The sequence below is a fragment of the Streptomyces qaidamensis genome (assembly GCF_001611795.1).
Lineage (GTDB): Bacteria > Actinomycetota > Actinomycetes > Streptomycetales > Streptomycetaceae > Streptomyces > Streptomyces qaidamensis.
This window is the reverse complement of record NZ_CP015098.1, coordinates 8,175,731-8,199,291: the sequence shown is the minus strand read 5'-3', so window position 1 is coordinate 8,199,291 and position 23,561 is coordinate 8,175,731. Positions and strand designations below refer to the sequence as shown.

Annotated in this window: 20 protein-coding genes; 11 read left to right on the top strand and 9 right to left on the bottom strand. The window is 71.9% G+C overall.

Going from position 1 to position 23,561, the window contains the following annotated elements; genetic code table 11:
- Positions 1 to 11 precede the first annotated feature (11 nt).
- The 5 genes from A4E84_RS35935 to A4E84_RS35915 form a co-directional block, all read right to left on the bottom strand.
- Complete coding sequence (locus tag A4E84_RS35935; protein ID WP_079129244.1) at positions 12 to 1,100, bottom strand: BMP family ABC transporter substrate-binding protein; 1,089 nt, start codon at positions 1,098 to 1,100, stop codon at positions 12 to 14.
- 549 nt (positions 1,101 to 1,649) lie between these two features.
- Entirely contained in the window at positions 1,650 to 3,029 is a 1,380-nt protein-coding gene (locus A4E84_RS35930; RefSeq protein WP_062930555.1) for an amidohydrolase family protein, read from the bottom strand.
- Entirely contained in the window at positions 3,026 to 4,048 is a 1,023-nt protein-coding gene (locus tag A4E84_RS35925) for a quinone oxidoreductase family protein (protein ID WP_062930554.1), read from the bottom strand. The genes A4E84_RS35930 and A4E84_RS35925 overlap by 4 nt, the downstream gene beginning before the upstream one ends.
- A 253-nt stretch (positions 4,049 to 4,301) precedes the next feature.
- On the bottom strand, positions 4,302 to 5,504 hold the full coding sequence (locus A4E84_RS35920; RefSeq protein WP_062930553.1) for a PucR family transcriptional regulator: 1,203 nt from the start codon (positions 5,502 to 5,504) through the stop codon (positions 4,302 to 4,304).
- Positions 5,505 to 5,514: 10 nt separating this feature from the next.
- Positions 5,515 to 6,963, bottom strand: coding sequence for an aldehyde dehydrogenase family protein (locus A4E84_RS35915; RefSeq protein WP_062930552.1), 1,449 nt, complete (start codon positions 6,961 to 6,963; stop codon positions 5,515 to 5,517).
- 73 nt (positions 6,964 to 7,036) lie between these two features.
- Here A4E84_RS35915 and A4E84_RS35910 point away from each other — a divergent pair, with 73 nt between their 5' ends.
- The gene (locus A4E84_RS35910) at positions 7,037 to 8,119 is read left to right on the top strand and encodes an NAD(P)-dependent alcohol dehydrogenase (protein WP_062930551.1); all 1,083 of its coding nucleotides are present in this window, start codon (positions 7,037 to 7,039) and stop codon (positions 8,117 to 8,119) included.
- A gap of 133 nt (positions 8,120 to 8,252) precedes the next feature.
- Complete coding sequence (locus tag A4E84_RS35905) at positions 8,253 to 10,454, top strand: cytochrome P450/oxidoreductase (protein WP_062930550.1); 2,202 nt, start codon at positions 8,253 to 8,255, stop codon at positions 10,452 to 10,454.
- Here the strand turns inward: A4E84_RS35905 and A4E84_RS45910 are convergent.
- Both A4E84_RS45910 and A4E84_RS35895 read right to left on the bottom strand, forming a co-directional pair.
- Positions 10,424 to 10,936: a GPP34 family phosphoprotein gene (locus tag A4E84_RS45910; protein WP_062930549.1), complete on the bottom strand. Its 513-nt coding sequence runs from the start codon at positions 10,934 to 10,936 to the stop codon at positions 10,424 to 10,426. The genes A4E84_RS35905 and A4E84_RS45910 overlap by 31 nt on opposite strands.
- A gap of 148 nt (positions 10,937 to 11,084) precedes the next feature.
- Positions 11,085 to 12,473, bottom strand: a complete 1,389-nt coding sequence (locus A4E84_RS35895; protein WP_062930548.1) for a glycoside hydrolase family 43 protein — start codon at positions 12,471 to 12,473, stop codon at positions 11,085 to 11,087.
- Positions 12,474 to 12,714: 241 nt separating this feature from the next.
- Between A4E84_RS35895 and A4E84_RS35890 the strand changes: the two genes are divergently transcribed.
- Positions 12,715 to 14,142 (top strand): amidase, encoded by a 1,428-nt coding sequence (locus A4E84_RS35890; RefSeq protein WP_062930547.1) that lies wholly within the window; start codon positions 12,715 to 12,717, stop codon positions 14,140 to 14,142.
- Positions 14,143 to 14,378: 236 nt separating this feature from the next.
- Positions 14,379 to 14,825, top strand: coding sequence for a type II toxin-antitoxin system PemK/MazF family toxin (locus tag A4E84_RS35885; protein WP_062930546.1), 447 nt, complete (start codon positions 14,379 to 14,381; stop codon positions 14,823 to 14,825).
- On the opposite strand, the gene A4E84_RS35880 is transcribed toward A4E84_RS35885, so the two are convergent.
- Entirely contained in the window at positions 14,788 to 15,633 is an 846-nt protein-coding gene (locus tag A4E84_RS35880; RefSeq protein WP_062931748.1) for a TIGR02452 family protein, read from the bottom strand. The two genes, A4E84_RS35885 and A4E84_RS35880, sit on opposite strands and share 38 nt — an antisense overlap.
- A gap of 292 nt (positions 15,634 to 15,925) precedes the next feature.
- On the opposite strand from A4E84_RS35880, the gene egtA reads away from it, so the two are divergent.
- The 5 genes from egtA (at position 15,926) to A4E84_RS35855 (ending at position 20,656) form a co-directional block, all read left to right on the top strand.
- On the top strand, positions 15,926 to 17,227 hold the full coding sequence (egtA, locus tag A4E84_RS35875) for an ergothioneine biosynthesis glutamate--cysteine ligase EgtA (RefSeq protein WP_062930545.1): 1,302 nt from the start codon (positions 15,926 to 15,928) through the stop codon (positions 17,225 to 17,227).
- Positions 17,224 to 18,561, top strand: a complete 1,338-nt coding sequence (egtB, locus tag A4E84_RS35870) for an ergothioneine biosynthesis protein EgtB (protein WP_062930544.1) — start codon at positions 17,224 to 17,226, stop codon at positions 18,559 to 18,561. Before egtA ends, egtB begins: the two co-directional genes overlap by 4 nt.
- Positions 18,561 to 19,355, top strand: a complete 795-nt coding sequence (egtC, locus tag A4E84_RS35865; protein WP_062930543.1) for an ergothioneine biosynthesis protein EgtC — start codon at positions 18,561 to 18,563, stop codon at positions 19,353 to 19,355. Before egtB ends, egtC begins: the two co-directional genes overlap by 1 nt.
- The gene (egtD, locus tag A4E84_RS35860) at positions 19,352 to 20,314 is read left to right on the top strand and encodes an L-histidine N(alpha)-methyltransferase (RefSeq protein WP_062930542.1); all 963 of its coding nucleotides are present in this window, start codon (positions 19,352 to 19,354) and stop codon (positions 20,312 to 20,314) included. Before egtC ends, egtD begins: the two co-directional genes overlap by 4 nt.
- A 126-nt stretch (positions 20,315 to 20,440) precedes the next feature.
- Positions 20,441 to 20,656: a dodecin gene (locus tag A4E84_RS35855; RefSeq protein ID WP_033307910.1), complete on the top strand. Its 216-nt coding sequence runs from the start codon at positions 20,441 to 20,443 to the stop codon at positions 20,654 to 20,656.
- Positions 20,657 to 20,659: 3 nt separating this feature from the next.
- Here the strand turns inward: A4E84_RS35855 and A4E84_RS35850 are convergent, their stop codons facing one another.
- The gene (locus A4E84_RS35850; protein ID WP_062930541.1) at positions 20,660 to 21,190 is read right to left on the bottom strand and encodes a phosphatase domain-containing protein; all 531 of its coding nucleotides are present in this window, start codon (positions 21,188 to 21,190) and stop codon (positions 20,660 to 20,662) included.
- A gap of 315 nt (positions 21,191 to 21,505) precedes the next feature.
- On the opposite strand from A4E84_RS35850, the gene A4E84_RS35845 reads away from it, so the two are divergent.
- Together A4E84_RS35845 and A4E84_RS35840 are read left to right on the top strand one after the other, a co-directional pair.
- Positions 21,506 to 21,952, top strand: coding sequence for a DUF485 domain-containing protein (locus A4E84_RS35845; protein ID WP_062930540.1), 447 nt, complete (start codon positions 21,506 to 21,508; stop codon positions 21,950 to 21,952).
- Positions 21,946 to 23,541 (top strand): sodium/solute symporter, encoded by a 1,596-nt coding sequence (locus tag A4E84_RS35840; protein WP_062930539.1) that lies wholly within the window; start codon positions 21,946 to 21,948, stop codon positions 23,539 to 23,541. Before A4E84_RS35845 ends, A4E84_RS35840 begins: the two co-directional genes overlap by 7 nt.
- The last annotated feature ends 20 nt before the right edge of the window (positions 23,542 to 23,561 follow it).

Genomic DNA, 23,561 nt, shown 5'->3' with positions numbered 1-23,561 from the left:
CTGTCGGCGCGTCAGCCGAGGCGCTTGACCTCGGCAGCCGGATCGATCTTGTCGGTGCCGATCTTCTTCATGAACTCGTCGAGCCGCTTCGCCTCGTCGCCCTCGGACCGGCAGATCCTGACGGTCGGGTAGGGGTCGACGCCCAGCTTCCACACGCGGGTCGTGCCCATCTTCAAGTTGCCCTTGGCGAACTCCTCCAGCGCTGCGCGGAAGTAGTCACCCGGGCTGAAGACCACGGAGATGTCGTACTTCGGGCTGGTCGAGTCGCACCGGTCGGTGCCCGGCGTCAGGGTCAGCGCACCGCCCGCGTTCGCCAGTTGCGCCGCGGCGTCGGTCGCGCCGCCGAGGTAGGGGTAGATGACTTTGATGCCCTGGCTGATCTGCGCCTGAGTGGCCTCCTTGGCCTTCGCCGAGTCGTTGAAGTCGCCGGTGTAGGTGCTCGTGACGGTGGCCTTCGGGACGACCTCCCGGATGCCGGCCTGGAAGGCCTTGGCGGCGGCGACGCTGAACTCGGCCTTGTTGCCGGTGATGAACCCGGCCTTGGTGTAGCCGGCCGCCTTCATCTTCAGGCCCGCGGCATAACCGGCGGCGAGCAGGGACTGGTTGGGGTCGTCGGCGGACAGCAGGACCCGCGGGTGCGTGTCGGTGCCCGACGCCGAGGGCAGGTACCAGGCGGTCTTGCTGCAGACCGGCTCCTCGGAGGCGGGTATCGCGGTCTTGAGCTCGCTCGCGCCGAGCGCGACCAGGTCGACGTGCTGCTGGCACATCGCGCGTGCCGCGGTGAGCGCGTCGCTCGGCGGCACACTGCCGCGCTTGATGATCGTCCAGCCCTTCTCCTTGGCGAAGGCGTCCGCCGAGTCGACGAAGCTCTGGTAGTAACCGTGGTCGTTGATGTCGCCGGGGCTGAGGACACCGACGACGACCTTGCCGTCGCCGTTGACGTCCGGCTCCTTGAGGGCGGAGTCACTGCCGCCGCTCGCCGCGGGGGTCGCCTGGGATGCCGTCGCCGCGTTGCCCGCGCAGCCGGAGAGCGCAAGGGCTCCCACGAGGGCTAGGCCGGCTGCGGCCCGACGACGCCAGAGCATGCTTGTCGTAGTCATGTGTGTGCTTTCGTTCGATGGGTGGCACCGCCCTCCGGGGCGGTGGAGACGCCGGGGGTGGTGGTGGGTGGTGATGCGGACGGCCTCTTCGAGCGCGATGGAGCGGGCCCGGGAAGCAGGTGCCGGGGTCGCCACGGTCGATCAGCTCGTGCCCGTGGCACTGCGGGTGGCGGGGCTGTCGGCAGGGCGCGTGTCGCCGGTAGGCGATGTCCCATGTCGTCGACGCCGCGGGGGGGTGATCGCGGGCTATCGGGTGGAGGTGAACGGTGATCCCGATGGTCGTGACGTTCGGGACGAACTCGCCGGTGCGTTTCGATGGTGAGCCAGGCCCCCTCCGGCTCCGGGGTGTCCGGCCTGCGGACGGCTGCGGTGACCACGATCGACGGCGGTTTCCCGCTGACCGGCAGGAAGTCTCCGTACGGCGCGATGTCGGCCCCTGTGGCACGGTCGCGCCGAATCGATCACGGCGGCCGGCCGCCGCGACAGTGGGCCCTGCTTCTTCGCCGGCGGAAGCCCGGACATGTCGATGGCGTTCAACGGCGCGTCTCCTTACCGGCCGGCCGCCGGCTCCGTGGGCCACGTCGGGCGGGGTGTGATGCCGGCGCGCCTCAGGAGGGCGGTGGAGCGTTCGGCGGCGGCCTCGGCGACGGTCGTGAGATCGACGCCGGTCGGTCGCCGGTCGCGGACGACCACGCGGCCGTCGACCAGTACGTCGCGGACGGTGCGCGACACGTGACCCCAGACGAGCTGGCGGGCCAGGTCGCCCCGGGGCGTCCAGGCGGGGTCGCGGGTGTCGAGCACGACGATGTCGGCGGCCTTGCCCACCTCGAGCGACCCGATGCGGTCACCCAGACCGATCGCCCGGGCCCCGTCGATCGTCGCGAGCGCGAAAGCCTGCTCGGCACGGACCGGGTCGGGAAGATCACGGTCGCGTTCCAGGCCGGCGAACAGGTAGGCGGCCAGCAGGACGTCCGGGCCGTCTCCGGCGTTGTGTGCGTCGCAGCCCAGTGCCACCCGGCCGCCCCGTCGGACCAGTTCGGCGTGGCGGGAGGCGCGTGTGTAGCCCTGGGCGAGACGGAGGTAGGCCCCCGGGCAGGCAGCGACCGCGGTACCGGTCTCGAGGATCGCGTCGACCTCCGCGTCATCGAGCCACACGGCGTGCCCCAGCAGCAGGCGCGGGCCGAGTACTCCCAGCTCGCGGAAGTGGACCAGCGGCCGCCGCGCGCAGCGCAGGGCGTATGCCTCGACATCGGCGGGCCCCGGCGAGATGTGCCAGGTCAGTCCGACGTCGAGCCTCTCGGCAAGGCTCGCCGCACCGGCGAAGAGGTCGTCGCTCGCGAGGTCGTGGCCGACGAGCGTCACCCATCCGGTGACCGGCCCGGTGGCCGGCAGGGACCGGACGATGTCCTCCTGCCGGGCGAGCACCTCGCCGGCGGGCGCCCCGAACGGCACACCCTCGGCGTCCCAGCCCCAACCGCCGACCCGCGCGCGGATGCCCGCGGAGCCCAGCCCCGCGGCGACTCGTTCCGGGTAGGCCACCGTGCCGGGCTCCAGCACGGTGGTGATGCCCCGGGACAGGCAGTCGACCGCGGTGACGGTCGCGGCCAGTTCGTCGTCGTCGCCGTCGGCGTGGGCGTGCAGGGGGACGATCCAGTCGAATATCGACTCCTGGGAGCCGATGTGGTCCGGGATCATGCTGCGCACGAGGGGGTCGACGGTCGTGTGCTGATGGGCGTCCACCAGCCCCGGAATCACGACACAGCCCGATGCGTCGATCTCCCGCGCACCCGGGAAGCGGGCCCGCAGGTCCTGGGCGGTGCCGAGCGCGGCGATGCTGTTCCCGGACACGGCGACGGCCGCACCGGTGAGGACCCGCCGTGCGGAGTCCATCGTGACGACGTCGCCGCCCACGATCAACAGGTCGGTCATGGCTCGATCACGACCTTGCCGATCGTCTCGCGGGCGGCGAGCACGTCCCAGGCATCGGCCAGATCCTCGAGAGGGAACCGGGCGGCGGTGGGCAGGTGCAGGCCGTCGGCGAAGCAGGCTGATGTGGCGGCGACGAAGTCGGCCGAGCTGTATCCACCGGCGCCCAGCAGTTTCAGGCCACGGTGGAAGACTTCTTGGAGCGAGAAGGCCACCTGGTCGCCGCTGGTGTTGCCCATCAGGAGCAGGCGTCCGCGGATGCCGAGGCAGTCCAGTGAGGTGCGCCAGGTCTCGGTGCCGACGTGATCCAGGACCAGGTCCGCGCCGGCGCCGTCGGTGAAGTCCGACACCGTTTTCACCGCGTCGCGGTCCCCGTTGGGCAGCACCAGGTCGGCACCCGCCGCACGGGCCGCGTCCCGTTTCGCGGCGCTGCCGGCGAACGCGACGACCGAGGCGCCGGCCCGCTTGGCCAGCGCGATGGCCGCCAGACTGACGGCGCTCGCGCCGGCGTGCACGACGAGGGTCTCACCGGCAGCGAGTGACCCGACCGTGTGCACGGCGTGCCACGCTGTCGCGGCGGCGGTGGGGAGGGTGACGGCCGCGGCGAGCGGCAGGGACTCGGGTACCTGCACGATCGATTCCGCAGAAGCCAGTACGTATTCGGCCAGGGCTCCGGGGGCGTTGCCGCCGAGAACCCTGGGGCTCGGGCAGTACGCCCGGTCACCCACGGCGCAGAGCGGGCAACTGCCGCAGCCTTGGGTGGGATCGGCGATGACCCGGTCACCGGGGACGACCGAGCTGACCGCGGACCCGGTCGCCACCACCGTTCCGGCGAAGTCCATGCCCGGCACGTGCGGAAGGCGGAAGCCGGGGATCAGGCCCGGCCCCTTGCGCTGCAGCAGGTCCAGGCGGTTCAGCCCGCAGTGGGCGACCTCGACGACGACGTCGCGTGGTCCGCACACCGGCTCCGGGACGTCCTGTAGGGACACGGCCTCGGGCCCGCCGAAATCGGTCTGCACCATGGTTCGCACCGCGCTGCCCTCCTCACCCTATGCGTCTCGCATTGCGAGTCAGTGGAACGTATTGCGAGAACAATGCCCCCGCGGCCCGGTGCTGTCAACGCTCCCGGGGAACATCTTGACTTCTTCGGTGTCTTGCCTGCTCAGAGGCTTACGGACCACGCCGCGGCAGGTGGGCGCGGGTACCGCGACAGGCCATAAGGCGCGTGCGCAAGGGCTCGTCGCCGCACCCCGCGGGGGCGCAGCGTGTACGGGCTCAACGCCCGGCCGGAACCGGTTCGTCGTCGCCGCGCAGCCGCAGGTCGTCGGCGGCTAGCAGGTCCAGGGCGGCGAGGGCCAGGTGGAGTTCCGCCGAGGCGGTGGGAAGCAAGGGGTCCGTGCCCAGGAGGTTCTTGATCTGACGTACCCGGTAGCCCACCGAGTTGCGATGCAGATGGAGCTGTCGGGAGACGCTCTGCCGACTGCCCCTCTCGGCCAGCCAGGCCCGCAGGGTCGCCATCAGCTCCGGACGCTGGCAGATGGGTCCGAGGTGCGCCTCGGCGAACGCCTCGAGCTGCGCGCGCGGGAGGGGCAGCAGCACCTGGACGACCCCGCAGCGGTCGAAGGTGAGCAGCGGGACCATCCGGGTCCGGGCCAGGCCGAGCAGCCGCTCGGCCTCATCGAAGGACCGGGCCAGGCCAGGGGATGAGCCGGGGTGGGAGCCGCTCGCCGCCACGACGTGGTCGGCCGGGTCGTCGCCGCCGGTCATCAGACGCAGCCGGTTCCGCAGGCGGGCGAGCGCGAACTCGTCCGGCACCACCGTCCACGCCGTGCGCCCCTCCTGCTGCACCGGGTGCTCGAGCCAGCTCAGGGCGGTGCGCCAGGCTCGCAGGCGGGAGCCGCTGTAGTGCAGTACGGCACCGGCCGGTGGTGACTGAAGATCGATCCCGAGCCCCGCGGCCGCCGCGCACACCGAGGGGCTCACCGTCCCGGACCGCAGCGCGGCGACGACGTCGGCCGGTGTGTGCTGCGACGAGACCTGGGCAGAGCCGTCCCTCGCGCGGACGGCATCGATGAGCAGCGGGGTGACGGCGGCGCCGGTCAGCGACCGCACGCGCGGGTCACCGGGGCCGACGGTCAGGAGCACGCCGGCCACCGTCGCCCCCGCACGCACGGGTAGCGCCGTGGCGCGCAGCCCGTCCAGCGTGTCGACCACCGGTCCGGTCGCGTCGGCGAGCACTCCGGCCGCCACCGCGGCCGGCACTCCGGCGCCGCCGTCGGTGCTCGCCAGCGGCGCACCCGCGACGGAGAGCAGGCGCACCTGCCGGCCGGTCGCCCGGCGAAGCGCATGGAGCACGTCCGAGCACCCGGCGCCGGCGAGAACGGCCTCGGTCAGTTCTCGCTCCAGTGCGGCAGCCGAGGCGTCCGGCCCCGTTCCGTCCCGGGCCGGTTCCGAGCGTGCCCCGGTGATGGTTTCCATGGTGTCGGCCTCAGCGGGCCAGCAGGCGGATGGCTACGCCCTTTTCCTGGGTGTACTCGCGCAGCGCCGTGTACCCGCCGCCTCGGCTGAAGCCGCTGTCCTTCTGCATGTTGAAGGGGAAGCCGATCACTCCGGCGTCGTGGAACTGGTTGACCGCCACCTGCCCGGAGCGTGCGTCCTTCGCCAGCCGCAGGGCCCGGGAGACGTCGTTGGTCCAGATGCAGGCCAGCAGTCCGAAGTCGGTGGCGTTCATCTGCTCGGTCGCCTCGGCGGTGTCGCGGAAGGACTGTACGGCCAGGACCGGGCCGAAAATCTCCTCGCGGGCGACGCGCATGTCCGCGTCCACCCGGTCGTAGACGGTCGGCCGGACGAACCACCCGTCGCCGACGGGCGCTCCACCGGTGACCAGCCGCGCGCCCTCGCGACGTGCGTCCTTGAGGAAGCCGCTGACGCGCGCGAACTGCGCGGCGCTGACCAGTGGCCCCATCTCCAGGTCGGCTTCCCAGGGCCCGGTCCTGATCGCTGCCATGGCTGCGGCCACCCGCTCCACGACCTCGTCGTGCACGGAGGCCTGAACGAGCAGCCGGGATCCGGCGTAGCAGTTCTGCCCCGCGTTCTCGGTGATCGAGGCGACGATCGCCGGGATCGCCGTGTCGAGGTCGGCGTCGGCGAAGAGCACGTTCGGCGACTTGCCGCCGAGTTCCAGCTTCACCGGGACGAGGTTCTGCGCGGCGGCCGACATGATCGCCCGCCCGGTGCCGGTGGAGCCGACGAAGCTGATGTGGTCGACATCCGGGTGCGAGGTGAGCGCCACGCCCGCCTCCGGGCCGAGGCCCGCCACGACGTTGATCACGCCCGGCGGGAAGCCGGCGCGGCGGGCCAGTTCGACGAGCGCGAACGGGGCCAGCGGCGCGATCTCGGACGGCTTGAGGACGACGGTGTTGCCCGCGGCGAGCGCCGGCGCGACGTTCGCGGCGGTGAGCACGGCAGGGACGTTCCACGGGATGACGACGGCGCACACGCCGTACGGCTCGGGAACCGTGTAGCCCAGGTAGTCGGGGCTGCGGGTCGGCAGCGTGACTCCGGTGAGCTTGTCGGCCGCGCCGGCGAAGTAGTCGATGATGCCGTGGGCGATATAGATGTTCGTCCGGCCGCCGGACAGTGGTTTGCCCACGTCCTGGGCCTCGACGGCCGCGAGTGCCTCGACCTCGGCGATGATCAGGTCGGCCCAGCGCCGGATCAGCGCCCCGCGCTCGCTCGGGTTGGTCGCCGCCCAGGCGGGGAAGGCGCGGCGGGCCGCTGCCACCGCGTCGTCGACATCGGCCGCGCCCGCCCGGGCCACCTTGGTGATCACCTGTCGCGTGGCCGGGTCGACGATGTCGAGTGTGCCGCCGTCGCGGGCCGCGACCCACTTGCCGTCGACGAAATGCTGATAAGGAGGGAAGTCAACTGACGCCATACAGCGAACCTTGACCCCCCATATCGCGCATGTCAAGATGCGGTCTCGCAATGCGAGTCACTGAGGAGGTCCTGTGCGCGCCACCGCCGCTCTGCTGGAACAACCCGGAGAGCCATTCGTCCTGACCGAGGTGGACCTTGACGAACCCCGCCCGGACGAGGTGCTCGTCCGTGTCGCCGGCGTCGGCATCTGCGGTACCGACCTCGAGTTCGCAGGCTTCTTCCCCACGCCCGCGCTGCTCGGACACGAGGGGTCGGGCATCGTCGAGAAGGTGGGCGCGCACGTCACCTCCGTGCGCCCGGGCGACGCCGTCGCCATGTCCTTCGCGTCCTGCGGCACGTGTGCGTTGTGCCGTACCGGCTCGCCCGCCTACTGCCGCAGCTTCGACGCGGTGAACTTCTCCGGCCGCCGGCCCGACGGCTCCACCGCGGTGACCCATGAGGGGCGGGAGGTCAACGCCCACTTCCTCGGCCAGTCGTCGTTCGCCAGTCACGTCGTCGCACCGGAGCGGGCCGTCGTGAAGATCGACCCGTCGTTGGACCTGCTGCGGGCCGGGCCCTTCGGCTGTGGCTTCCAGACCGGGGCCGGCGGCGTGCTCAACGTGCTCCAGCCGCGCCCCGGCTCGTCCATCGCGGTCTTCGGGGCAGGAGCGGTCGGTGTGGCCGCGATCATCGCCGCCTCGCTGAGCGGCTGCGAGGTCGTGGTGGCCGTCGACGTGAACCCGGCCAAGCTGGAAGCCGCCCGCGGTTTCGGAGCCACGCACGCCGTCGACTCCTCGGCCGGGGCGGTCGCCGGGCAACTGGCCGCCCTCGTCCCCCAGGGGTTTGACTTCGTGGTCGACACCACCGGGCGCGAGGACGTCCTGCGCACCGCGGTGGAGGCTCTCGGGCCGCTCGGTCGCGCCGGTGTCATCGGCATCGGCCCCAGCGAGTCGATGAGCTTCGAGTGGCGCAGCATCCTCAACGGGCGCACCGTCACCGGCATCATCGCCGGGTCCAGCCTGCCGCAGCTGTTCCTGCCGCGGCTGCTCGAACTCAACGCACGAGGCCGGTTCCCGGTCGAGAAGATGATCAGCTACTTCCCGTTCGAGCAGATCAACGACGCCGTCGCGGCCGTCAGGTCCGGCTCGGTCGGGAAAGCAGTGCTGACCTTCTGAAGGCCGTCCACGAAACGTTGTCACACGAGTCATCGGCGCCTTAGGGTGACCGACGCCCGATGAGGCAGCAGACATCCGGTGGCGCGGCCGGACAACACCGCGCACAGGTCCGAGCACGTGGAGCGTGCCAACCATGTCCGCCGACATCGACTTCGACCACCACTCCGACGAGGCCAACGCCGATCCGGTCGCCTACTACGCGCGCTTTCGCGAGACCTGCCCGGTGGGCCGCTCCGACGCCCATGGCGGCTTCCACTACACGACGCGGTACGCCGACGTGGCCCGCGTCGCCCGCGACGACGCGACGTTCTCCTCGGCCCGCAGCGACCACGGCGGGCAGGGCGTCGGGATCGTCATCCCCAAAGGACCAGGGCTGGAGCAGTATCCGATCGAGCTCGACCCGCCGCGTTCGACCGAGTACCGGCAACTGATCAACCCACTGCTGACCCCCGAGGCGGTCGAGCAGCTGGTCCCCATGATCGAGCGCCACGCCGCCCGCGTCGTGGACGACTTCGTCGAGCTCGGCTCCTGCGACTTCGTCCGCGACCTCACCAACCCGCTGCCGGCCGCGGTCACCCTGGACTGGCTCGGTTTCCCCGAGGAGGACTGGGCGAAGCTGGCCGGCCCGATCCACGACATCTTCGCCGCACCGGCCGGCAGTGACCGCGCCGTGCGCGGGGCCGCCGGACTCGCCTACATGGACCGGCGTATCCGCGAGCTGATCGCCGAGCGCCGCTCGGCACCGCGGGCAGACGCGGTCAGCACGCTGGTGGGCGGCCGGCGCGCCGACGGCGGCGAGTTCGGCGAGGACGAACTGGTATCGGTGATCGGCCTGCTCATCGCGGGCGGCGTCGACACCACCACGTCGCTGACCGGATCGACGCTCGTGCACCTGGCCCGCCATCCCGAGCAGCGCCAGAGGCTGATCGACTCCCCCGATCTGCTGGACACCGCGACCGAGGAGTTCCTCCGCGCGTTCGCCCCGTCGCAGTCGATGGCGCGCACCGTCACCCGGGACGTGGAGGTCGGCGGTTGCCCGATGCGCTCGGGCGACCGGGTGCTGATCCCGTGGGTCGCCGCGAACCACGACCCCGCCGTGTTCCCCGATCCCGAGCAGGTGCGGCTGGACCGCGACGCCGGCCGGCATCTCAGCTTCGGGATCGGATCGCACCGGTGCGCCGGCGCACACCTCGCGCGGGCCATGTTCCGCGCGATGATGTCGCAGGTCCTGACCCGGTTGCCCGACTACCGGGTGATCGAAGAAGGGCTCGTCCCCTACCCCACGCGCGGCAACCAGTCCGGCTGGGACGCGGTCCCGGCGCTCTTCACCCCCGGCCCCCGGGCGACCACGGCGGCAGGCCGGGTCCGCACACTGACCACGCCCACGCCGCTGCGGGTGACCGCGATGCGCGCGGCGGCCGAGGGCGTCCTGGCCGTCGACCTCTGTCTGCCCGACGGAGGGGAACTCCCCGCGTGGCGGCCCGGCGCGCACATCGAGCTGCGTCTGCCCTCCGGCAGGCTGCGCCAGTACTCGCTGTGCGGTGACCCCGCCGATGTCACGACGTGGCGCATCGGCGTCCTGCGCGAAGCACAGGGCCGGGGCGGGTCGGCCGAACTCCACCAACTCGCCCGCCCCGGAGTCACCTTCTCGGTTCGCGGGCCGCGCAACCACTTCCCGCTCATGGAGGCGCCGTCCTATCTGTTCCTCGCCGGCGGCATCGGCATCACCCCGATCCTCGCCATGGTCCGCGAGGCCTCCGGCCGCGGCACTCCCTTCACCGTCGTGTACGGCGGGCGCACGCGCTCGACGATGGCGTTCGCCGACGAGCTCGCCGCCGTCGCCGGTGACGCGCTCACCCTGCTCCCGCAGGACGAGGCCGGGCTGCCGGACCTCCCCCGGCTGCTGGGCGGACTGGACGCGGACACCGCCGTCTACGCGTGCGGGCCGGGACCGATGCTGGCGGCCGTCGAGCGCGAGTGCGCCCGCCTCGATCTCACCGACCGGCTGCACCTGGAGCGCTTCGCCGGCGGCGACAACCTCGAGACAGTGTTCGACGCCGCTCAGAACCGGCCCTTCGAGGTCCAGCTCGCGCGTGCGGGAACCACGCTCGCCGTACCTGCCGATCGCCGTCTCATCGAGGTCCTGCGCGATGCCGTCAGCGGCCTGTCCTACGACTGCGAGAAGGGGTACTGCGGCGCCTGCGAGACGCGTGTCCTCGCCGGGACACCCGAGCACCGGGACTCCGTGCTCAGCGACGAGGAACGTCTTGCCGGGCGCACGATGATGGTCTGCGTCGGCCGCTGTCAGGGCGACCGGCTCGTGCTCGACCTCTGAGCCCCGGTCGGCTTGCGGAGCGCGTTCCTCGGCCGGTCCCCGCTGCCCGGCACCGCGCGGGCGGCAGGACCGGCCAAGGCCCGGCTGCCCGCGCCGGGGATTGCCGCCGTGGATGACGACCACGGCCCCAAGCACAAGTTCGCCCGGACTCGTTGCCATCCGGCCTCCGTGGCAACCTCTGGGTGCGCCGTGTGGCGCGAGGCGAATGAATGGCTCTTTTCGCGCAGCTCGGCGCCGGTGTGCGTGACCCGAATCCGCACGAGAACCTCGCGGAGCACGCGGTCGCGCGGCTGAGCGCCGTCGACGGCGACAGCATGTCCGTCAACGATGCGGATGAAGCCGCCCAGAGCCGGTTCCATCAGCACCGCACCGCTCAGACCGAAGTTCAACCCGGTGCGATGGCTCGGAACACGGCCGCGTCCGTCCAGGTACACAGCCAGCATGAAGTCGCGCGCAAGGCTCGTCGTCGCACCCGCTGTCACCCCGTCCTCATCAGTACTGTGCTTCGGCTCGCTTCCGTGCGTCCAGACCGGGTGGCCGATACGGATCCGAAGGCCTGCGCAGCACTGTGGAGGTACGGAAACCGTTCGTCAGTGCAAGGCACCATCCCGTTATGCAGAATGGTCGTGATCAGGCCCAGGGCGTCACCGGCACGAACGAACTGTCCTGCCGGAACAGGTCCGTCCCGTCGGAGCGCTCCACGCGGAGCTGGTAGGCGTAGTGCCGCAGGTAGCGACCCGGGTAGTTGTACGACTCGAAGCGGACGGAACCCGACGCCGTCCCGGCCCGGAGGATGAACGTGGCGTCCTTGGCGAAGGTGCTCGTGCCGTCGTTCGGGTCGAAGCGGGCGCGGAAGTCCCAGTGGCGCAGGTAGTTCCCGGCGGCGTCGCGGAAGGAGCAGCCGCTGCCGTCGGCGAGGCCGGCGACGACCGTGAAGGTGGCGGCCTGCTTCGCGGCGGTGGTGCTGGAGGCGCTGACCACGGGCAGGTTGAGCAGTGAGGACTGCTGCTGCCAGTAGCGGGTGGAGTAGTTGGCCGAGCGGAAGGAGCGTGTGACGTTCCGGGCCAGGGCCGGGCCACCCGAGACCGTTTCCTTGACGACCGTGAAGTGCCGTGCCGTGCCGGAGATCGCGGGCAGTGCGGCCGGGGCGGACCAGGTGGCGAAGGTGTCGTAGCTGTCGCTGTAGTAGTAGTTCCCGTCGCCGTAGCCGTCGAAGAAGATGCGCCAGCCGTCGTTGTCGAGCCGGACCAGGGCGGGGCCTTCGCGGTAGCTGCCCCAGCCCGCCCAGTCACCGGTCCGGCGGATCGTGTACGGGCCGGTGAGGTTCGAGGCGGTGGCGTACTCGATGTACTTCGTCGTCTCGTTCTTCGGGAACGCGTGGTACGTCGAACCGGTCTTCACGATGAACGTGTCGATGTGATTGGCGCCGATGCCGGAGAGGGCGACGGGTGAACTCCACGCGGTCAGAGCCGAGTTCGTGGCCCGCAGCAGGTAGGGCGTGAAGATCCACTCGTCGTTCGTGGTGGAGCAGGACACGATGATGCTCACGCTGCCGTCGCTGTCGACGAACCACTCGGGCGCCCAGGCGCGGGAGAGGCGCGAGACCGGGACGGTGTAGTCGTACAGGAACGTCCAGTTGACGCGGTCGGAGCTGCGGGCGAATCCGATGGTCGTGCTGGGGTCCTGCCAGGTGTGGGTGGTGTAGGTGACGTAGTAGTAGCCGTCGGTGTGTCTGATGACGGAGGCGTCGCGGATCCGGTTCGCGGGCGGGGTATACGCGGAGGAGCGCAGCAGCCGGAAGTCGGTGGCGTCGTCCGACTGGTAGACGTTGACCGTGCCGTCGTTGCTGTTGAGGAACGGCACGATGGTGTACCGGGTGGCCGAGCCGTTCGGGGGTGCGGCGGCCAGGGCGGTGCCGAGGAGTCCGGGTGTCTCGCCGAGCAGGACCGCCGAGGCGGGCAGGGCGGCCAGGGCGCGCAGCAGCGTGCGGCGGGACGGGGTGGCGGGGTGTGAGGTCACGGACGGCTCTCCCGGGGGGCACCTGAATTCGACATACCGAACAGGGTTCGGAAAATCGATCGACAGTAGGGGCTCAGAAGGTAAGGGCGACAGGAAGGGCCGTCAATGGTTTGGACAGGGGCTGATGCGCCCGGTGAGGAAGCCGTGGCCGGTGGGTGGACTTACACTCCTGTCGTCGGCATTCCGCCACCGGCCACCGGACGTTACCGTTCGGTAGACAGCCGATTCCGGAGGTGTCCGTATGGTGCTCGACCGTTCCGAAGGCCTGGTGGAGACCGCCCGCGCGCTGGCCGCCGGGGAGGTGACGTCGCGGGCGCTGGTCGAGCGGACGCTCGCGCGGATCGAGGCGTCCCAGGGGAGTCTCAACGCCTTCCGGATCGTCCGGGCCGAGGCCGCGCTCGCGGAGGCCGACGCCGCGGACCGGCAGCTGGCGTCCCCGGGCGCACGGAGGCCGCTGCTCGGCGTCCCCGTCGCCGTGAAGGACGACATGGACGTGGCCGGTGAGCCGACCGCGTTCGGCTGCTGCGGGGAGTTCCCGCCGGTCGCCGAGGACGGCGAGGCGGTGCGGCGGCTGCGCGCGGCCGGGGCCGTGATCATCGGCAAGACCAACACCTGCGAGTTCGGGCAGTGGCCCTTCACCGAGGGGCCGGCCTTCGGTGCGACCCGCAACCCGTGGAGCACGGAGCACACGCCCGGCGGTTCCTCGGGCGGGTCGGCCGCCGCGGTCGCCGCCGGCCTGGTGCCCGCCGCGCTCGGCTCGGACGGCGCCGGCTCGGTGCGGATCCCGGCCGCCTGGACCCATCTGGTCGGCATCAAGCCGCAGCGCGGCCGGGTCTCGACGTGGCCGCGCGGGGAGTCCTTCCAGGGCATCACCGTCAACGGCACCCTGGCCCGTACGGTCGCCGACGCGGCCCTGCTGCTGGACGCGGCGAGCGGCAACCACGCGCAGGACCCGCACCGGCCCCCGGCCCTCGACGTGTCCGGGGCCGTCGGCCGCGATCCGGGCCGGCTGCGCATCGCGCTCTCCCTCAAGCCGCCCTTCACGGCCGTGCCCGCCCGGCTCCTGCCCGAGGTGCGGACCCGTGTGGTCGAACTGGCCGAACGGCTCGCCGCGCTGGGGCACTTCGTCGAGGAAGCGGATCCGCCGTACGGGCAGATCGGGCTGACCTTCGTGCCGCGTGCGACGGCCGGGATCGCCGAGCGGGTGGGCGAGGCGCCCTTCCCGGCGCTGCTGGACCGGCGCACCCGGGACGCGGCCCGGCTGGGCCGGCTGCTCGGCGGTGCCCCGCTGCGGGCGGCCCGGCGTGCGGAGACCGCGCTGCACCGGCGTATCGGCTCCTTCTTCACCTCCTACGACGTCGTGCTCGCGCCGACGACCGCCGCTCCCCCGCCCCGGATCGGCGCCCTGCTCGAACTCAGCGGGTTCGCCACCGACCGGGCGATGATCGCGGCCTGCCCGTACGCCTGGCCGTGGAACGTGCTGGGCTGGCCCGGCGTCAACGTGCCCGCGGGTTTCACGCCGGACGGCCTGCCGGTCGGCGCGCAGTTGCTGGGCCCGGCCCACAGCGAGCCGCTGCTCGTGCAGGTGGCCGCCCAACTGGAGGCGGAGCTGCGCTGGGCCGAGAAGTGGCCGTCGCCGCCGGTCACGGCACGTTCCGCCGCCGCCTGAGCGACCGTACGCCGTCCTCATGGCGGACGCGTCGAGCTGCTCGTGTCGATGGACCCCAACGGTCGGGCGCCGCAGGACGCCTCCGCCCTCAACGGTCAGGTCCAGAAGGCGCCGATGGACGACAAGTGACCCGGGCGGCTTCACCTCTTCGCCCTGACGGGCGGACCCGGAAAGCGCCGTGGGACGACAAGTGACCCGGGCTGCGTGCTCGCGGAGGCGGCCTCTAAGGTGCCTGCGTGAGCACGTTTGCCGACGAGAACGTCCCCGGCCGTCACGGCCCCTCCGCCACCGTCCAGGCCGACCCGCGCGAGGTGGGCCGGGTGCGGACGGAGTACTCCCCAGCGCACGACGGCGATCCCGACCCCGGGGAGATCGTCTGGACGTGGGTGCCCTACGAGGAGAACGACGGCCGCGGCAAGGACCGCCCGGTGCTCGTGGTCGCCCGCGAGGCCGGCGGCACCGTCCTGGCGGTGCGGTTGTCCAGCAAGCGGCACGACGGGGACCGCGAGTGGGTGCCGATCGGCAGCGGACCATGGGACCGGACGGGCCGGGACTCGTGGGTCGACGTGGACCGGGTGCTGCGCCTGCACGAGGCCGGCATGCGCCGGGAGGCCTGCGCCCTCGACCGCATGCGGTTCAACCTGGTCAGACGCCGGCTGCAGGAACGCTACGGCTGGTGCTGAACGTCTCCTGGAAGGCGCCCAGCACCGCACGGCTGGGTGTCCGGTCCAGGATCCCGAACGTCACGTGCTCGAAGGCCCCGGCGAACCGGCCGCCCGGCCCCAGCAGGGCCCGGAACGCCTCAGCCACCTGCGCGGGGTCGTTGCGGAAGACCCCGCAGCCCCAGGCACCGAGGACGAGCCGGCGGTAGCCGTGGGCGGCGGCCGTCTCCAGGACGCGCCCGGCGCGGACCGCGAGGGCCCGCGGCAGTTCGGAGGCCCGTTCGGGCGCCGTGCGCAGCACCACGCCCGCGTTGGGCGCGGGCGAGGTCAGGAAGCCGGCGGTCCAGGGCTCGGCCAGCAGGGCGCCCCGGTCGTCGCGGAAGACGGGCACGGCCGGTGAGTGGATGACACGGTCCGTGTAGAACGGGTCGCGGTGGGCCCGGTGGTGGTCGTAGAAGGCCCGGGCCTCAAGGAGGCACGTGTACAGCGCGGAGGCCCGGCACAGGGCCTCTTCCTGGGCCTGTGCGCCGTTCAGATAGCCGCCGCCGGGATTTCTGGCCGAGGCGAAGTTCAGCACGGCCACGTGCCCGCCGAGCCTGCGGGCGGCCGCCAGGCTGCTCTCGTCCGTAACCTCCACCAGCGTCTCCCGCGTCCCGGTCACCCGATCGGCGGACACCGGCACCGGTTCCGGCCCGTACAGGCGCGTGCCCTCGCGCGCCGCACGCAGCTCCGCCGCGATCGAGACCTCACGCCCGTTTGGCGCGCGGTAGCACCCGGCCGCGACGATCTGCTCGGTCTGCTGCGCGATACCGCGCAGGCGCGCGCTCACGGCGCCACCCCCGTAGTCGCCGTGACCGCGCACCGCGCGGCCCTTCTTGTCGTGCTCACGCAGGCATGGTGGGTGATGCCGGATCTTCGGGGCAACAGAGTTTTCGCCACCGGAAGAATTCCCGGGAAAGTCACTGGAAACTCGGGACCGGCCCGTATGACCGACCGGGAACGCCCCGGTTCGCCCCCTTGTGCCGAGCGACAGGAGCGTCTTGGGTGGGACGAGTGATCCCGGCCCGGGCCGCCGAAGAGCCCGGACCGGTGGCATGGTGGAATCTCAGGAGGATCCCGACATGTCCGATTCGGTACGTGGCTGTACCCGGCCACGCACGTCGATGTCCGAAGCCGAGGTCGAGGCTCTGGTCCGCGGCATCTGCTTCAAGACCGGCCCTCCACGCCGCCTCGGTGTCGAGGTGGAATGGCTCGTCCACGAGTTGCGCGCACCGCAGCTCCCCGTCACACCCGAACGCCTCGAAGCGGCCTACGCCGCACTGCGGACCGTGCCCCTGAGGTCGGCGCTCACCGTGGAACCCGGCGGCCAGCTGGAGCTGAGCTCGCCCCCCGCCGACTCGCTGACGGAATGCATCGGTACCGTCTCCGCCGACCTCGACGCCGTCCGCGCGGTTCTGCGCGACGACGGCCTCGCCCTCGTCGGCCTCGGCCAGGATCCCTGGCACGAACCCCGCAGGTTCCTGCGTCAACCGCGCTACGACGCCATGGAGGCGTGCCTGGACCGCACGGGCCCCGCCGGCCGCGCCATGATGTGCACCTCCGCCTCCGTGCAGGTGTGCCTGGACGCCGGTCACGAGGAGCCCGGGCCGCTCGGCCTGGTGCGGCGCTGGTGGCTGGCCCACCATCTGGGCGCGGTCCTCGTGGCCGCGTTCGCCAACTCGCCGCTCGCCGGGCACCGCCCGACCGGCTGGCTGTCCACCCGGCAGCTGATGTGGACCCGGATCGGCGCCGGACGGGCGGGCGGACCACGGCTGGACACCGACCCGCGCGGCGCCTGGGCGCGGCACGTGCTGGACTCCCCCGTGATGTGCGTACGCCGGGACCGCGGGCCCTGGGACCTCCCCGAGGGCCTCACCTTCCGGGACTGGATCCGCACGGGCGCTCCCCGGCCGCCCACCCGGGAGGATCTCGACTACCACGTCACGACGCTGTTCCCGCCGGTCAGGCCGCGCGGCCACCTCGAACTGCGCATGATCGACGCGCAGCCCGGGGACGACGGCTGGATCGTCCCGCTCGCCGTGACGGCGGCGCTGTTCGACGACCCGGAGGCCACCGAGACCGCCTACCGGGCCGTGAAGCCGCTGGCCGAGCGGACGCTGGGACTGCCCGCGCCGCACAACCCGCTGTGGCTCGACGCGGCCCGCGGCGGACTGGTCGATGCGGAACTGCGCGAGGTGGCCGTCACGTGCTTCACGACCGCACTGGACGCCCTGCCCCGGCTCGGCGCCGCCCCCGAGGTCATCGAGGCCGTCACGGCCTTTCTGGACCGCTACGTCGTCCTGGGCCGCTGCCCCGCCGACGACCTGCTCGACCGACAGCGCGGCACGGACGGTCGCGCCCACGGGAAGGACTTCCGCCCATGACCGACACCGAGCCCGCCGTCGACGCCCAGGCCGTCGACCCCGAGGTGCTCCGCGAGCGGGCGGTCGCCTCATTGGTCGTGGCCCGTGACCGCACGACGCTGCTGACGAGCTGCGTGGAGGATCCCGACCTGACCGCGCAGCACTCGCCGCTGATGTCGCCGCTGGTCTGGGACCTCGCGCACATCGGCAACCAGGAGGAGCAGTGGCTGCTGCGGGCCGTCGCCGGGCACGAGGCGATACGCCCCGAGATAGACGGCCTCTACGACGCCTTCGAACACCCGCGTGCGGAGCGGCCGAAGCTGCCCCTGCTGTCACCGGCCGAGGCCAGGACGTACGCGGCCGACGTACGCGGCCGGGCCCTGGACGTGCTGGAGCGGGCCGCGTTCCACGGGACGCGGCTGACGGAGGCCGGTTTCGCCTTCGGGATGATCGCGCAGCACGAGCAGCAGCACGACGAGACCATGCTGATCACCCATCAGCTGCGCACGGGCCCCCAGGCCCTGACCGCCCCGGACCCGGAGCCGGTGCCGCTGTTCACCGGTCCGGCCGAAGTCCTCGTCCCCGGCGGGCCGTTCACCATGGGCACCTCCGGTGAGCCGTGGGCGCTGGACAACGAACGCCCCGCGCACCGGCGGGAGGTGGCGCCCTTCCGCATCGACACCACCCCGGTGACGAACGGCGCCTACCGGGCGTTCATCGAGGACGGCGGCTACGACGACCCGCGCTGGTGGGCGCCCGAGGGCTGGGCGCACATCCGCAGGCACGGCATCGAAGCCCCGCTGTTCTGGCGGCGCGACGGCACGCAGTTCCTCAGGCGCCGGTTCGGAGTCACGGAGGTCGTCCCGCCGGACGAGCCGGTGCTGCACGTGTGCTGGTACGAGGCCGACGCCTACGCCCGCTGGGCGGGACGCAGGCTGCCCACGGAGGCCGAGTGGGAGAAGGCGGCCCGGCACGACCCGGCCGGCGACCGCTCGATGCGCTACCCGTGGGGCGACGCCGACCCGGGACCCGAGCACGCCAACCTCGGCCAGCGGCACCTGCGTCCGGCACCCGCCGGGAGCTACCCGGCCGGTGAGTCACCGCTCGGCGTACGGCAGTTGATCGGCGACGTGTGGGAGTGGACGGCGAGCGACTTCCTGCCCTACCCCGGATTCAGGGCGTTCCCGTACAGGGAGTACTCGGAGGTCTTCTTCGGGTCCGACCACAAGGTGCTGCGCGGCGGTTCGTTCGCGGTGGACGCGGTGGCCTGCCGGGGCACCTTCCGCAACTGGGACTACCCGATCCGGCGGCAGATCTTCGCCGGCTTCCGCACGGCCCGTTCGGAGGACGCCTGATGTGCCGTCATGTGGCGTATGTGGGGCCCGCGGTACCGCTGGGCCGGCTCCTCGTGGAGCCCCCGCACGGGCTGTACCGGCAGTCGTGGGCACCCCGGCACCAGCAGTACGGGACGGTCAACGCCGACGGTTTCGGCGTCGGCTGGTACGCGGAGGGCGACCCGGTGCCGGCCCGCTACCGCAGGGCGGGGCCCGTCTGGGCGGACCTGTCGTTCGCCGACCTCGCCCGGGTCGTGAAGTCCACCGCGCTGCTCGCCGCGGTGCGGGACGCGACCCTGTCGGGTGCCGACGCGGAGGCTGCGGCGGCGCCGTTCGCCGCGGGGGCCTGGCTGTTCAGCCACAACGGGGCGGTCAGGGGCTGGCCCGGCTCACTCGCCACGGTGTCCCGGACGCTCCCGCACGAGGACCTGCTGTCCCTGGAGGCCCGCAACGACTCGGCGCTCGTCTGGGCGCTGGTGCTGGCGCGGCTGCGCAGCGGCGACGAGGAGGGCCAGGCGATGGCCGACACGGTCCTGGAGGTCGCCGCCGCGGCCCCCGGTTCCCGGCTCAACCTCCTCCTCACCAACGGCGACACCATCACCGCCACCGCCTGGGGCGACACCCTCTGGTACCTCACCCGGCCCGGCGGCGGCACCGTCGTGGCCTCCGAGCCCTACGACGACGATCCGCACTGGCGGGAGGTCCCCGACCGCACCCTGCTCGCGGCGAGCCGCACCGACGTGCTGCTCACGCCGCTGAAGGAGCCGTCCGACGCCTCCGTGCCCTCCCCCTCGCCGAAGGAGCCCCGTACGTGAGCCCGTTCCACCTCACCCGCACCCTGCCCGAGGACGCCACGGACGCCGCGCTGCGCGCCGATGTCCACCGGGGTCTGACCGGCCGCCCCAAGACCCTGCCGCCGAAGTGGTTCTACGACGCGCACGGCAGCGACCTGTTCGAGAAGATCACGGAACTTCCGGAGTACTACCCGACGCGCGCGGAGCGGGAGATCCTCCAGGCGCGCGCCGGTGACATCGCCGCGGCGACCCGGGCGCGGACCCTGGTCGAGCTCGGCTCCGGCTCCTCGGAGAAGACCCGGCACCTGATCGACGCCCTCACGGAGCTGCATACCTACGTCCCGGTCGATGTCAGTGAGAGCGCCCTCAGCCAGGCCGGGCAGGCGCTCGCCGCCGAGCGGCCCGGGCTGGACGTGCATGCGCTGATCGCCGACTTCACCGCGGAACTGACCCTGCCGGACACGCCGGGCCCCCGGCTGGTGGCGTTCCTCGGCGGCACGATCGGCAACCTGCTGCCCGCCGAGCGCGCCGCGTTCCTGGCGTCCGTGCGTGCCCTGCTCGCCCCGGGCGACGCCCTGCTGCTGGGGACGGACCTGGTCAAGGACGAGGAGGCGCTGGTCCGGGCGTACGACGACGGGGCCGGGGTGACGGCCGCGTTCAACAAGAACGTCCTGGCCGTGATCAACCGCGAGCTGGGCGCCGACTTCGAGCCCGCCGCGTTCGACCACGTGGCGGTGTGGGACGCCGGGCACGAGTGGATCGAGATGCGGCTGCGCTCCCGGACGGCGCAGACGGTGAAGGTGCCGGCGCTCGATCTCGCCGTCGACTTCGCGGCGGGTGAGGAGATGCGGACCGAGGTGTCGACGAAGTTCCGCCAGGAGGGCGTGCGCACCGAACTGTCCGCGGCGGGGCTGGAGCTGGCCCACTGGTGGACGGACGACGCGGGCCGGTTCGCCTTGTCACTGAGCGTGGCGCGCTGACGCGCCGGGCCCTCAGCGGCGGCGACGGCGGGAGACGACGTCTCGCGCTTCGCCGCCGCTTGGGGCACGGTGGAATGACGCGTGACACTCCCGTCACAGGAACGTCATGGGAAGAGGAGCAGCGGCATGTCGAACCACACGTACCGGGTCACGGAGATCGTCGGCACCTCACCGGACGGCGTCGACCAGGCCATCCGCAACGGCATCGACCGGGCCTCGCAGACGCTGCGCAACCTGGACTGGTTCGAGGTGACGCAGGTGCGTGGCCAGCTCGAGGACGGGCAGATCGCACACTGGCAGGTGGGGCTCAAGGTGGGCTTCCGCCTCGACGAGTCGGAGTAGTGCTCAGGTCCGCCCTTCGCGCTCCTGCGCCGCCTTCATCTCGGCGGACCGGGTCACCCAGTCCGCCCGTACGACGGTGAACCCAGCGCGCCGGGCGTCCGCGCAGACCAGTTCGTCGTCGTCCACGAGGACGCGGATCTCGCGGGTGCGGGCGAGCCGCCGCAGGATCTCCAGCTTGGTGAAGCGGGCGGGGCGCCGATCGGCGTCCCGCCGCATGTGCACGCGCCCTTCGGGCAGTCCCTGGGCGGCGAGCCAGTCCAGCGTGTCGCGCCGGCAGCGCTCGGGCCGCCCGGTGAGGTAGACGATCTCGCACTCCCGCGCACTCTCCTGGACCAGCGCGATGCCCTCCGGGACCGGCGGGTCCTGGGGCGCGGCCGAGAAGAACCCGTCCCAGTCCTTCGGCCTGCGTTCCAGGAACCTCTGCCGGTGCGTGGTGTCGGCGAGGGTGTTGTCCAGGTCGAACACGGCCAGCGGGGCCTTGCTGCGGTCGTCGCTCACGCCGCCCAGCGTAAGGGGTCCTTGCGCTGGGCGCATTTGAGACAGCGCGCGTGAACAAGCCATGTGCGCCGGTCGATTCACCCTCACAGTTGATGGCTCAAGGACAGCACTGACATACTCCGCTCTCAGCCTCGCCACCACCGCGGCCGGGGCTGGTCGGGGAACTCCACACAGAACCCCGAGGCCGTCTGCGTGAAGCCGGGCAGTGCGTTTTTCCGGATTCACGCCCCCCCATATAGCCCGCACCCCCACCGCGCGTCCGGCACCCCTTCCCCCTGCCCGAAAACCGGACGCGTCCCCTGACCCGACGGGGTCGAGTGCGGGGCACGATGCAGCGAAGAAGGTGCGCCTGTGCCCGAATATTCACCGCGGCGGGATGACACTCCCACATTCCCGCTTCCGCACATCGAACATACTCCGCAGTCTCATATATCCGACCATCCCGAATTTCACTCTCTGCGTCGCGCGCAGCGCCGGTTCGGCATCCGCGCGACGGTCCTGTCCGTCGGTGGATTCCTGCTGTACGTAGTGCTGTCGAGTTTTGTGCCCGCGGTGATGAACCAGCCGCTGTTCGGCCGCCTCACCGTCGGACTCACCCTCGGTCTCGGGCAGTTCGTCATCATGGGCGTGACCGCCTGGTGCTATGTCCGGCACATGCGCACCCGGGTCGATCCGCTCGCCCGCGGACTGAGGTCCCGGCTGCACGAGACCGAGAGCCGCCGTGCCCGTACGACGGTGCCTCCGCAGGGGGCAGGGCAGCCGCTCCGGCACGGAACGAGGGGGTTCCGCACGTGGTGACCGCCGCCGCCATCGACGACAGCAGCCTGCAGCTGACGTTCGTCCTGTTCCTGACCGTGGTTGTGATCACCCTGTTCACGGCGCTGCTGACGGCTCCTCAGCGCGACGAGATCAGCGAGTTCTACCTCGGCAACCGCGCGATGTCGCCGCTGCGCAACGGCCTCGCCATGTGCGGCGACTACCTGTCCGCCGCCACGCTGCTGGGCAGCACCGGACTGGTCGCGCTGACCGGGTACGACGGGCTGATGTACCTCGGCGGCACCACCGTCGCCTGGATGATGGTGCTGCTGCTGATCGCCGAACCCCTGCATCGCACGGGCAGGTTCACGCTGGGCGACACGGTGGCGCTGCGCCTGCCGCGGCAGCAGCGGCCGGTACGCGTCGCGCTGTCGGTCTGCATCCTGGCCATCGCCACGCTGTACCTGGTGGCCCAACTCGTGGGCAGTGTGGCCCTGCTGACGCAGTTCACCGGTGTGCCGAGCGGCAGCACCCGCACCCTGTGCGTGGTCGTGATCGGCGCCTTCGTGATTCTGTACGCCTCCCTCGGCGGCATGCCCGGCGCGACGGTCATCCAGATCATCAAGGCTGTGATGCTGGTGGTGGGCGTGCTCTTCACCGCGGGCTGGGTGCTGCACCACTTCGACTGGAACCCCAACGCGCTGCTGGAGAGGGCGTCCGAACGCAGCGGTTCGGGTCTGAGCTTCCTCGAACCGGGCCTGCGCTACGGCGGCACCGTCAGCAACAAGCTGGACTTCCTCAGTCTCGAACTGGCCATCGTGCTCGGCCTCGCCGCCCTGCCGCACGTGCTGATGCGGCTGCTCACCCCGCGCAACAGCGGCGTGCTGCGCTCCTCCGTGCTGTGGGCCGTCGGCCTGGTCGGCGCCGTCTGCTTCGGGGCCGGCATCATGGGCCTCGGCGCCACCGCGCTGCTCGGCCGGGACACCATCGAGAGCACGGACCGCACCGGCAACGCCTCCGTCCTGCTGCTCGCCCACGAGCTGGGCGGCAGTGTCCTCACCGCGCTGCTGACCTGCCTGGCGTACCTGACGCTGCTGGCCGTGGCGGTCGGTCTCACCCTGGCCGCTGCTTCTTCTCTGGCGCACGACCTGTACAGCGAGGTGATCCGCAAGGGCCGGGCGAGTGAGACGGAGGAACTGACCGTGGCCCGGCTGTCCGGGGTGGTCATCGGAGTCCTCGGCATCCTGCTGGCCCTCGTCGCCTGGGGTGCGAACACCGCGACGCTCGCCTTCCTGGCCTTCGCCATCGCGGCGTCCGCGATCCTGCCGACGATCATCTACACCCTCTTCTGGCGGCGCTTCAGCGCGAAGGGCGCCCTGCTCAGCCTCTACGGCGGCCTGCTCTGCTCCGTCCTGCTGGCCGCCTTCTCCCCGGTCGTCTCCTCGGCCCCGGGCTCGTTCTACCCCGAGGCCGACTTCGCCTGGTTCCCGCTCCAGAACCCCGGCATCGTCTCCATCCCGGTGGGCTTCCTCCTGGGCTGGCTCGGCACGGTCCTGGACAAGGGGCCGGCCGAAGAGGCCTCCGCACATGAGGAGTTCGAGGTGCGGATGCTCGTGGGCGCGGACGACTGACCCGCATCCCGGGGCAGCGG

Excerpts from the sequence above, each read along its gene's own strand:
- A4E84_RS35850 (WP_062930541.1), bottom strand. The coding sequence starts at position 21,190 with ATGCGCCCAGCGCAAGGACCCCTTACGCTGGGCGGCGTGAGCGACGAC.
- A4E84_RS35855 (WP_033307910.1), top strand. The coding sequence starts at position 20,441 with ATGTCGAACCACACGTACCGGGTCACGGAGATCGTCGGCACCTCACCG.
- egtB (WP_062930544.1), top strand. The coding sequence starts at position 17,224 with ATGACCGACACCGAGCCCGCCGTCGACGCCCAGGCCGTCGACCCCGAG.
- A4E84_RS35920 (WP_062930553.1), bottom strand. The coding sequence starts at position 5,504 with ATGGAAACCATCACCGGGGCACGCTCGGAACCGGCCCGGGACGGAACG.
- A4E84_RS35925 (WP_062930554.1), bottom strand. The coding sequence starts at position 4,048 with ATGGTGCAGACCGATTTCGGCGGGCCCGAGGCCGTGTCCCTACAGGAC.
- A4E84_RS35890 (WP_062930547.1), top strand. The coding sequence starts at position 12,715 with ATGGTGCTCGACCGTTCCGAAGGCCTGGTGGAGACCGCCCGCGCGCTG.
- A4E84_RS35915 (WP_062930552.1), bottom strand. The coding sequence starts at position 6,963 with ATGGCGTCAGTTGACTTCCCTCCTTATCAGCATTTCGTCGACGGCAAG.
- A4E84_RS35935 (WP_079129244.1), bottom strand. The coding sequence starts at position 1,100 with ATGACTACGACAAGCATGCTCTGGCGTCGTCGGGCCGCAGCCGGCCTA.
- egtC (WP_062930543.1), top strand. The coding sequence starts at position 18,561 with ATGTGCCGTCATGTGGCGTATGTGGGGCCCGCGGTACCGCTGGGCCGG.
- egtA (WP_062930545.1), top strand. The coding sequence starts at position 15,926 with ATGTCCGATTCGGTACGTGGCTGTACCCGGCCACGCACGTCGATGTCC.
- A4E84_RS35905 (WP_062930550.1), top strand. The coding sequence starts at position 8,253 with ATGTCCGCCGACATCGACTTCGACCACCACTCCGACGAGGCCAACGCC.
- A4E84_RS35930 (WP_062930555.1), bottom strand. The coding sequence starts at position 3,029 with ATGACCGACCTGTTGATCGTGGGCGGCGACGTCGTCACGATGGACTCC.